Origin of the sequence: uncultured Gimesia sp. (assembly GCF_937919775.1) — a bacterium.
Lineage (GTDB): Bacteria > Planctomycetota > Planctomycetia > Planctomycetales > Planctomycetaceae > Gimesia.
In genome coordinates this window covers 1-10785 of sequence record NZ_CALFPF010000452.1, presented here as the reverse complement: position 1 = coordinate 10785, position 10785 = coordinate 1, and the positions used below count along the sequence as shown (strand labels likewise).

Annotated in this window: 7 protein-coding genes; all 7 read right to left on the bottom strand. The window is 50.8% G+C overall.

Annotated elements, in window-relative coordinates; genetic code table 11:
• Positions 1-1523: BatA domain-containing protein (locus Q0294_RS12900; RefSeq protein WP_299465878.1), on the bottom strand; the 1523-nt coding region annotated here is incomplete at its 3' end.
• Between the two features lie 58 nt (positions 1524-1581).
• Positions 1582-2469, bottom strand: a complete 888-nt coding sequence (locus tag Q0294_RS12895; protein ID WP_299465875.1) for a DUF58 domain-containing protein — start codon at positions 2467-2469, stop codon at positions 1582-1584.
• Entirely contained in the window at positions 2459-3535 is a 1077-nt protein-coding gene (locus tag Q0294_RS12890; RefSeq protein ID WP_299465872.1) for a MoxR family ATPase, read from the bottom strand. Before Q0294_RS12890 ends, Q0294_RS12895 begins: the two co-directional genes overlap by 11 nt.
• Before the next feature lie 351 nt (positions 3536-3886).
• Complete coding sequence (purL, locus tag Q0294_RS12885; RefSeq protein WP_299465869.1) at positions 3887-6802, bottom strand: phosphoribosylformylglycinamidine synthase subunit PurL; 2916 nt, start codon at positions 6800-6802, stop codon at positions 3887-3889.
• A gap of 110 nt (positions 6803-6912) precedes the next feature.
• Positions 6913-7794: a prephenate dehydrogenase gene (locus tag Q0294_RS12880; protein WP_299465866.1), complete on the bottom strand. Its 882-nt coding sequence runs from the start codon at positions 7792-7794 to the stop codon at positions 6913-6915.
• A 120-nt stretch (positions 7795-7914) separates the two neighbouring features.
• Positions 7915-9192 (bottom strand): PQQ-binding-like beta-propeller repeat protein, encoded by a 1278-nt coding sequence (locus Q0294_RS12875; RefSeq protein WP_299465863.1) that lies wholly within the window; start codon positions 9190-9192, stop codon positions 7915-7917.
• A 184-nt stretch (positions 9193-9376) separates the two neighbouring features.
• Positions 9377-10645 carry a DUF1501 domain-containing protein gene (locus Q0294_RS12870; protein WP_299465860.1) on the bottom strand — a complete coding sequence of 423 codons (1269 nt, stop codon included), beginning with the start codon at positions 10643-10645 and terminating at the stop codon, positions 9377-9379.
• Positions 10646-10785 lie beyond the last annotated feature (140 nt).

The window sequence follows — 10785 nt, the reverse complement described above, 5'->3', positions numbered from 1 at the left end:
TGTGAGAGCGGAAAGTATTTGGAAATGGTGACTGCTTCAATTAGCGGATTGTCCTGGCCTGCGAATACGGAAAACAGCGGGTGATCGCTGACCTGCATGTCCACCGTCGTATTTGTTTCGCGGGGAGGTAACTCCCGAGGGGATAATTCCAGCGGCGCGGGAAAGAGACCGTTCCCGTTGTTATATAATTTGTCGTTGTAAAATGCCGGTTGGATTGAAGGGCCGACAAACCAGATCAAGCCTCCCCCGTCAGCGACAAATTTTTCCAATGCGGCGACTGCATCGAGGGGCAGTTCGGCTACGTTCAGCAGATAGATATTTTTAAACTGATCCAGCGGATGTCTGCGCAGATAATCCACATTTTCGACGGAAGGGGCAAAGCCGGTGGTAGTGGCGTCCGGGGCGATAGCGGTCTGGATATACATCCACTCGTTACCAGAGGGATTCCCGTCGATGATCAAAACGGGATTCGAAGGCTTCACAGCAATTGACAGAAAACGCTGGTTGTCGGCGTCCAATGCGTCATTCGTCAAACTGACATTCACCTGATGCAGGTTCGGTTTGTTGAAGACCACATCAAAGTCCTGAGAGATTTCACTCCCCGCTTCAATCTTGTCAAAAACAATACTCATCGGGAGTTTGTTCTGATCCACGAAGGCAGAGACACGTACATCATTCGCGACCTGGTCCCCAAAATTCTTAATGCTGACTCTCAGACGCAGGGGAACATCGACGGCAGCGACTTCAGTGGCGCCGGAAAGTTCCGTGATCGCCAGATTCGGCTGGGAATCGGGGACCGTTTTGACCAGATTAATGGCAACGTCAGCAGTTGCTAATTTCTTGATTGTGTCAGCGACCCCTTTTTTCTCCTGCCAGTCTGATTTTCGGAAATCAGAGATCACGTGCAGCGTTTTGATGATGGCACGGTCTTCATTTAACAAGTCTGCAGCGGCCTCCAGACCTTGATTCAAATCGAGACTCTGATGCGAACAGGACAGATTGGTCAGCTTGGCATCCAGTTCATTGATCAGTTCTTCGTTGATATCTCTCTGCAAAAACAGGGGTGCGTCGGCACGGGAGAGAACGATCAGCGACATTTTTTCGGTGTTGGGTCGATTGGCGCCTTCGGCGGCAATTTTTCGGATCACCTGCAATCCCTCATTAAAGGCAGTCTGTTCGCCCCAGACATTCTGCATGGAGCCGCTGTCGTCCAGCACGATTACATGGTGCGATTTCGCGCCATGAAACATCGATAATTGATTCGGGTCCAGAATCAGTCGTGCAATTAACATTAACAGACAGAGAATCAGGATGATTCGCAGCAACAGTAACAGGAGTTGTTCGAGCAAAACCCGTCTCTGATTTGTCTGCTGACTCTGCAGCAGGAATTCCATCGCGGCGAAATGAACCCGTTTGTACTGGAAGCGGTTAATTAAATGAATGATGATCGGCGCAGCAACCATCAGCGCACCGGTATAGACCAGCGTCGAATTCACAAAATGTTGCGTTAACCATGTTTCCATATTACGTGTTGTCAGTTACTTCCGTTGAGATTGGTTAAGATCAGGTTCGCTGGTTGTTTTACTTTCGAATGGATTGTTGCATGCCGATTCGATGATTCAAATAATGTGACAAGGCTGCGTCGAGGTGCTCGCTGGTGCGAATGGTTTGATAGTCAAATTTATTTTTGGCACAGCGCCTTCTAATTTCATTCAAAAACTCCTGCATGGCTTTGAGATAACCCTCTCTTAATGAGCGGGGGTCACAGACCAGTTCACCCGTCTGTTCCATGCCTTCAAAACGGGTTGTTCCCGCATAATTAAAATCGAGCTCCTGATCATCGAGAATATGCAGCAGCATGATGTCGTGTCCCCGATACTGCAGCAGACGTAGACCTTTGAACAAACTCTCCCGATTGACGAATAAATCGGAAATGAGGATTATCGTACCTTTTTGGGACTTCGTTTCGGCGACTTCTTTTAGTACGTCATAAATGTCGGTTTTTTTAGCTGGTTTTTCTGCTGCCAGCGCGGTGAGCAGGGCATTGAGATGGTTTCGTTTACTAAGTGCCTGGACTTTGGTGCGAATCGCGTCATCAAATGTCGTCAGACCCACGGCGTCCTGCTGTTTGAGTAAGAGATAAGCCAGCGCCGCCGCAGCCGTACAACCATATTCATATTTGCTGAGCGGCCCCGTACCAAATCGCATGGATTCACTGACATCCACCAGCAGCGTGGTTCTTAAATTGGTGTCTTCTTCATACTGCTTGATGTAGTACTTGTCCGTTTTTGACCAGACCTTCCAGTCAATATTGCGCACATCATCTCCGGGGGCGTACTCACGGTGCTGAGCAAATTCCACCGACTGTCCAAAAAAAGGACTACGGTGCAATCCGGATAAGAACCCTTCCACAATCGAACGTGCCCGAATCTCCAGTCGGGAAATTCGGGAAATTGCTTCAGGCAGCAAAAATTTTCTGTAATCTTGGGTCACTGGTCAGTTCGCCTTCCTTCGACGGAGTCTCTTTTATCAATCGCTCAATCACGTGGTCGGAAGTAATGCCTTCCGACTCGGCTGAGAAGTTCGTCACGATGCGATGTCGTAACACGGGGGCCGCCAGAGCGCTGATATCCTCCGTCGAGACGTGAGTGTGACCATTCAATAACGCTCGTGTTTTTCCACCTAATAACAGGTTTTGTACTGCGCGAGGTCCTGCGCCCCAGCTTAACCATTCGTTAATGAAATCGGGCGCGCCTGGTTCATTCACTCTGGTTTGTCTGACCAGTGCCAGTGCGTAGTCAATCACATGATCCGAGACAGGGACCTGACGTACAATTTTTTGAATTTCCAGCACGTCGACGGCGTTTAACACCTGTTCGATTTTCTGATTCGTTCCCGATGTGGTCCGTCTGGCAATCTGGCGTTCTTCTTCAAAGGAAGGATAACGCACATAGACTTTAAACATAAACCGGTCCTGCTGGGCTTCCGGCAGGGAATAGGTTCCTTCCTGCTCAATCGGGTTTTGTGTCGCCAATACAAAGAAGGGGTCGTTCAGCAGATGCCGCGTCTGACCGACACTGACTTGATGTTCCTGCATTGCCTCCAGCAAGGCAGCCTGTGTTTTGGGAGGCGTACGGTTAATTTCATCCGCCAGCACCACATTATGAAACAAGGGACCCGGGATAAATCGAAATTCCCGATCGCCGGTTTCGCGATTTTCCTGTAAGACGTCGGTTCCCGTAATATCGGCGGGCATCAGGTCGGGGGTGAACTGAATACGACTGAAGGTCATGGACAGTGTTTGTGCCAGCGAGCTGATCATCAATGTTTTGGCCAGTCCGGGGACACCTTCGAGCAGACAGTGACCTCGACTGAATAACGAGATCAGAAGTTGTTCAATGACCTGATCCTGGCCGACAATGACTTTTGACATTTGTTCGTGAATCTGCCGATACGCAGAACTGAGCTTATCTATCGAATCCTGAGTAATTTCGAACTCATCAGAGTTTGTTGTATCTTGATTTGCTTCCGACATCCGTTTTTTACACCTTTCCACAAAGGTAAACACTGCTTGGCGCAGATAGTTCCGTAGATTCTATCGTAATGCCTGAGAAGGGACTTTGCGACTATAAACCAATAAATTACAGGGCTTTCCTTTCAATCAGCGGGGGCCGCCAAAGGTAAGGATTACTTCCAGAATCTGGTTTCGACACAACAATCGGAGTTTCAGACAGTCCCTTGCATTTTACTCGACCGGGGCAGGTGGGAAAGCCTTATTTCAGGGGTTCCTGACGAGATCGTCAGAATGTCTCTGTTTTTTCAGTCCGAGCCGGCATGTGTTCCAGTCAGAAATCGGCTGGTGGCACAGGGCGTCTTCGAGATTCGGTCAGCCCCATGCCAGTGGATTTTTCCAGGCCGATTTTAATTCATCCAGGCTGGCATTGATCGGGGTGCTGCCGGCTTTCCCTTTGACAGTGAACTGGCGGCTACTGACAACTTCGCCAATTTCAACCAGTGGCAGATCATCAAAACAGGAGATCAGGTCTCCCATTTTGTCAGGAGCGACTTCGATCAAAAACCGGGTATTACTTTCTGAAAAGAGCAAACTGGGAGTCGAAAGTTCCAGCGCTTCAGGAAGTCGGGTCACATCCAGTTTCATTCCATATCCACCAGCAAAAGCCATTTCCGCCGCCGCGACTGCCAGGCCGCCTTCGCTCAGGTCGTGACAACTTCTGATGAGCCGCTTTTGCATCGCCGCGTGCAGCGACTTGAAAATTTCCGGCGCCTCTTCTTTATCGACTTGAGGAACTTGTCCCCCCTCCAGATGATTGACGAGCGCGAAGTGGCTGCCTCCCAGTTCGTCGTGGGTAGCACCAATCAGGAAAATCCGGTTTCCGGGTGTTTTGAGGTCCATCGTGACTGCTTTGCCCACGTCGGCGATTTGACCGATGGCACTGATCAGGAGCGAAGCGGGAATGGCGACGGTCTCTTTTTCCCCATGTTCGTTTTCAAAAGAAAACTCGTTATACAAACTGTCTTTTCCGCTGATAAAGGGAGCACCGTAAGCGATCGAGAATTCCTGGCAGGCCAGGGCGGCTGCAACCAGGCTGCCCAATGTTTCCGGGCGATCCGTATTACCCCAGCAGAAATTATCGAGAATGGCAATCTTATCGGGATCTGCCCCCACAGAGACACAGTTTCGAATTGCTTCATCTATGGCAGAGGCTGCCATCCAGTGCGTGCTCAAATCTCCATAACGGGGATTCATGCCACAAGAGATCACCAGCCCCCGAACCGATGTCAGGTCGGGGCGGACGACGGCGGCATCAGAAGGACCGTCATTCTGGACTCCCACCAGAGGCTTAATCACACTTCCTGCCTGCACTTCCTGGTCATACTGACGAATGATCCATTCTTTGCTGCAGACATTGAGCGAACTTAAAATTGATTTCAGATCTTTGTTGTAGTTTTCGGTTTCTGTCGGCGTCAACGGAATAAAGGGGGGCGTTTTATAGACGGCTTCACGCACCACGGGAGGACGTCCGTCATGCAGGAATGACATTTCCAGATCGCCTACGATTTGATCCTGATATTTGAGTACCAAATGATTCGTATCGGTAAACTTTCCGATGATAGATGCCTCAACGCCTTCACCGGCACAGAGTGCTTCGAACGCTTCCCAGTTTTCGGGGGGGACCGCCAGCACCATTCGTTCCTGTGCTTCGGAAATCCAGATCTCTGTATAGGACAGACCGGCATATTTCAGAGGGCACTGATCCAGCCAGACTTCGGCTCCCGTTTTTTCACCCATTTCGCCTACGGCACTGCTGAAACCGCCTGCACCGCAGTCGGTAATGGCGGAAAACAACTCTTTGTCGCGTGCTTCCAGAATCACGTCCAGCATCATTTTTTCGGTGATCGCATTCCCGATCTGTACGGCGCCGCCAGACAGGGTTTCACTTTCGGAAGTCAATTCCGCAGAAGAAAATGTGGCACCATGAATGCCGTCCCGACCGGTCCGACCGCCAACAGCGACGATATAGTGTCCCGGTTGTGACTGCTGCTTGACTGATTTTCCGACAGGTAACATCGCCACGTTTCCGCAATAAACGAGCGGGTTGCCCAGGTAGCGTTCATCAAAGTAGACGGCGCCATTGACCGTAGGAATACCCATCCGGTTTCCATAATCACGCACGCCGGAAACGACGCCGGTGGCAACCGCTTTGGGATGTAATACGCCGGCGGGGAGTTCATCGTAAGAGATTTCCGGGGGAGCAAAACAGAAAACATCAGTATTGCAAACCGGTTTTCCGCCCAGGCCCGTTCCCAGCGGATCGCGGATCACACCACCCAGTCCGGTATTGGCACCGCCATAAGGTTCGAGTGCAGACGGGTGGTTGTGCGTTTCCACTTTAAAGCAGACATCCTGTTTCTCGTCAAACGTAATCACGCCGGCATTGTCGGCAAAAACACTCACGCACCAGTCTTTCTCGCCGAGCGATTTCCGAATGGTGGTCGTGGCGGCAAAGATCGTTTCCTTCAGCATGTTCTCGAAATGGATGTCGCGTTTGTCATCCCGAAAATGAATGCGGCCTGCCAGAGTTTTATGCGAACAGTGTTCGCTCCATGTCTGGGCAACACTCTCCAGCTCGATATCGGTGGGATCTTTCGCCTGATCAACGTAGTATTTTTTGATCGTTCGCATCTCGGTCAGATTTAAGTACAACTGTCCTTCGCGGCTGAGTGTTTCCAGTTGTTTGTCGTTCATAGAGCGAATCGGGATCGTGACCAGTTCGAACGTGTACTCGCTGCCCAGCTTGATACTGTCCATGCACAACGGTCCCCGAACCACGTGTTCGATGGCATCATTCGAAAGTACCTTGGAGGCCATCCGGTCAATTTCATCCGATGCGGCATCCGCATTGACCCAGTATTTACGACAAGTGGCCACATTTTCGACAGAGAGTCCCAGATCAAGAATCGCCTGCCGGGCGCTGTTGGCGACGTTATCGGTCACACCCGGTTTGAAGAGTACGTTCAGCAGTTGCTCTGCCTGCGCTGAATCGGAAGAATCACCCGCTAAAATGCGAATTTCAAATGTTTCCACAATGGGATCGGACAGCAGAGACTTCGCGATTTTCTCCACTCCCTGTTGATTCAGATCCCCTTCCAGCAGATAAGAGTGCGCTGTCTGAACAGACCGGATCGAATTTGTGCCAAGCACCTGGCACTCTTTAAGGATACGGGCTCCCTCACGGTCCACCTGATTTTGGGCAGGTTTGATTTCGACTTCGCAAAGCATGTTGATTCCAGTTTTTGTTTGATCAAGTCAGGAAAATGAATTGGCTCGCTTGAATCGCGGCCAGTTCTGAGTCGTCATAGTGAATGTATATTGAGAGTTCAAAGCAGGTGCTACTGTTTACGGGATGAATTTAATGCATCCTGGTTCTTTTTACCATCTTCCAGAAGTTGGCGAAGCTGATTTTCATCCTGGTTGATGATGGCATCCCTTAAACGTTGAAGTGAATGGGTGTATCTGTCTATGCTGTTTACAACTTCTTCCCGATTGTTTAACAGGATCTCAATCCAAAGCGCGGGATCACCGGCGGCGATTCTGGTCGTATCGCGGAATCCGGTGGAGGTAAATTTTCTATTTTCTTCTGTGAGTGTCATAGCCAGCGCGGAGGCGACCACATGCGGCAGATGGCTGGTTTCAGCCAGAATCTGGTCGTGTTTTTGAGGCGATGTTTCCAGGACATGCATTCCCAGAGCCTCCCAGAATTGTTTGATTCTGGCAACGGCTTCTACGGGGAGTGAATCGTCCGGCGTGATGACACAAGGGCGCCCCTCAAACAGATTCGGATCTGCGAATTCATAGCCGGCTTTTTCGGAACCTGCTAAAGGGTGTGAGGCGACAAAGGTGACTCCCTCAGGAAGGCTTCCATAAAGGGCCTCACATATTTTTTGTTTGGTGCTGCCGACATCGGTGATAATGGTTCCCGGTCGGCTGTTTTTCGCTACGGTCCGAATAAACTGGACAATGTGGTTTACGGGCGTACAAACAATAATCAAATCAGATCGCGCGGAAGTTTCTGCGATATTGGTCGTGCCACGGTCCAGTAAACCAGAATGCTGGGCAGCGCGCAGACGCGCGGGGTTACGTCCTGCTCCCAGAATCGTTTCTGACAGATTTCGCTGCCGTACCGCAGCGGCAATAGAACCTCCCAGCAGACCGACGCCGATGATGCCGATCGTTTTGAAGAGGTATGGTTTTTGTGTCGTTGGTTCAGTCATGCCTCGTATTGTAGAAGCCCTGAATCGGGATTTCCAGCGGTTCGACAACAGTATCAACGACCTGACCGAAAAGTCTCTCGGTGCTGTAAGTGATTTAACCGGAATATCTTGTGGTGAAGCTCATTTCTTATTTGCGATTCGATAGAGATAGCCGTTTGTTCGCAGGAAGATGCTGCCATCACTGACGGCGGGGGACGCGTTGAATAAGTCTTCCTCGCCGGCAATTTTATTTTGTGCCAATTCGACGTACTCAGGGCCCGCTTTCAAGACGACCACGCCGCTGTCCCGGGTGGTGATATAGAATTTTCCGTCGGCCAAAATAATGGACGCATACAGCCGGGCTCCGGTCGGCAGACGATTTTTGTAGACCACTTCCCCGTTTTTGGCATCCAGGCAAAATGCGATGCCGCGGTCACTGGCCCAGTAGAGATGGCCATTATAATAAACGGGAGAAGTCACATTCGCACCAACATTTACTTCCCACAACTTATGCGTTTTGGTGACATCGCCACGGCCGCCGGGACGGACTGCGATACTCCGATTGCTGCGTCCTCCCAGGCAGTAGATAATACCCTCATTCTGAACGACGACCGGCACGACATAATCCTGAATGCCTTCGCAGTTCCAGAGTTGTTTTCCGGTATCCGGGTCGAGGCCCAGAATCTGGTTTTTCTGATTGACGATCAGTTCCTGTTTCCCGCCCGGTACATCGACTATCGAAGGAGTGGTCCAGGCACGTTCGATATTTTCCGCCTTCCAGGCAATCTCTCCATTGCTTTTGTTCAAAGCATAGACGGTCGAACTTTCGATGCTGGCATTAATGATCACAAAGTCTTTATACAGAATGGGGGAAGAGGCAGAACCAAAGCCGGCAGTGCCTTCACCGACGTCGGCTCTCCACTTCAGTTTCCCTTTCAGATCGTAAGCAATGACGCCGGATGTTCCAAAAAAAGCGTAAACGCCGGTTGCATCGCAGGCAGGAGTTCCGGTGGCATAACCGTGATCCACAATTCGTTTTGTGATTTTCTGAACCTGATTCAAGGGAGACACCGATTCGTCCCACATGATTTGGCCGTTCTGGCGATCGACGGCAATGACGTGTAATCGTAAATCCGCTGGGTTTCCCTCGTCTTCAGCCGTTAACCCATATCCGGTGTAAGCGGTCAGAAAGATCTGATCGCCGAACAGAACCGGGCTCGAAGAACCATGACCGGGAAGTTTGGTTTTCCAGGCGATGTTTTTCTCTGCACTCCACTCTGTAGGGAGACCAGTGGAAGAGGAAATGCCATTTCCGGCAGGACCACGAAACTGCGACCAGTCCGCATCAGCGGCTTTGAGTGACGTGCTGGTGATAGAGAAAGCCAGAAACAGAATCACTGCGGGAAGAAAACGGCTCATGTTCAAATTCCATTGGAATGTCGAAGGAGGGAGAATGGTCACTGCCTAATGAAACAACGAAAGCTGAGGCTGGTTTCGCTATTTCATCAAGTTAGAGTGTTTTGTTCTCCCAGGCAAGCTTTTTTCCGGAATCTGATCAATTTAATTCTGCTGAACAGGGCGGAAGTCGATTCGCCGGGCAGCCTCAGATCAGTTTTGCGATGGGAGTCCCATCGCTGAGGGCTAACGGGCGACCAATGGGGGAAATCAGTTCTTTTTTATAGTCAATGTTCATTTTTTGCAGAATGGTGGCATAAAGATCCTGAATTTGAACCGGTTCGGTCGGTTTCTTTTCTTTACCGGTCGGGTCTGTTTCCCCGATGACTACATTGCCTTTCAGGCCGCCGCCCCCCACGATGCAGGAAAAACCGGTGGGCCAATGGTCGCGGCCTTCCAGCGGATTGATTTTGGGAGTTCGGCCGAATTCTCCGATACAGAGCACAATCGTGGAATCGAGCAGGTCTCTGGCTTTCAGATCTTTAAGCAGACTGGAAAACGCAGGGTCCAGCAGCGCCGCCTGTGTTTGATGTCCGGTGAAATTATTGGCATGGCTGTCCCAGCCGCTGAGATTGACTTCAATCGAATGGACGCCTTGCTCGACCAGCCTGCGGGCGACGAGACAGCCTCGCCCGAAGGAAGAATCCCCGTAAGCTTTCCGGACCGATTCCGGTTCTTTCTCAATTTCAAAGGCGCTGAGTTGCTCGGAACTCATCATAGTCAGAGCGCGGTCGATCGTTGACTGATGCAGGGTTTTTTTCGTTTGAATCACTCTCCCTTTTTGAAATGCCTGGGAGACCACGTTTAAATTATCCAGCCGTCGATTTTGTCGCGGTGATTCAACGCTGGCGCGCATGTTGCCAATGTTTTTTCCCGGATCCTGAACACGGAAGGCGTCCAGATGTCCGCCGAGATAGCCGCCGCGCGCGGGGAATTGAGTATTCCCCATCGAAATGTGTTGCGGGATTTCAAGATCAGGGGCCGGAGCCTGCTGGGTGATAATCGCACCGAGTGCAGGGTAGACGGTTGTCGGTTCAGGGCGATAACCGGTTTTGAGATATTTGGTGCCACGTTCGTGATCGCCTTCTTTGGAAACCATTGAGCGGATGACCGACATCGCATCGAGCTGTTCCGCCAGCAGCGGATACATATCGGAAATTTGCAGTCCGGGGATGACAGTTTTAATCGCGTTGCCCGGTCCTCCGATCGCCGTTCCCGGATGCGGGTCCCAGGTTTCCAACTGGCTCGGGCCTCCTCCCATCCAGAGGATGATCACAGATTTTCTGCGTTCCGGTCCCCGTTTTTGCGCTGCGATTAAGTCAAAGCCGGGCAGCATAAACGACAGCGTGCTGCCTGCTGCGACCTTACACAAGTCGCGGCGGTTGATTTTGCTCGATAAAAAAGTGGAATCAAACATGGTTCAATGGTTCCAGGAAAATTCAGGGGAATTATAGAGAGCCCAAAACAGGTCTTCTGTAATTTTGATACGTTGATTCTGATTCGAAGCAGCCTGATACTGTTTTACAAAGTGCTCGCTTTCCAGTGATGTGGGAAGCC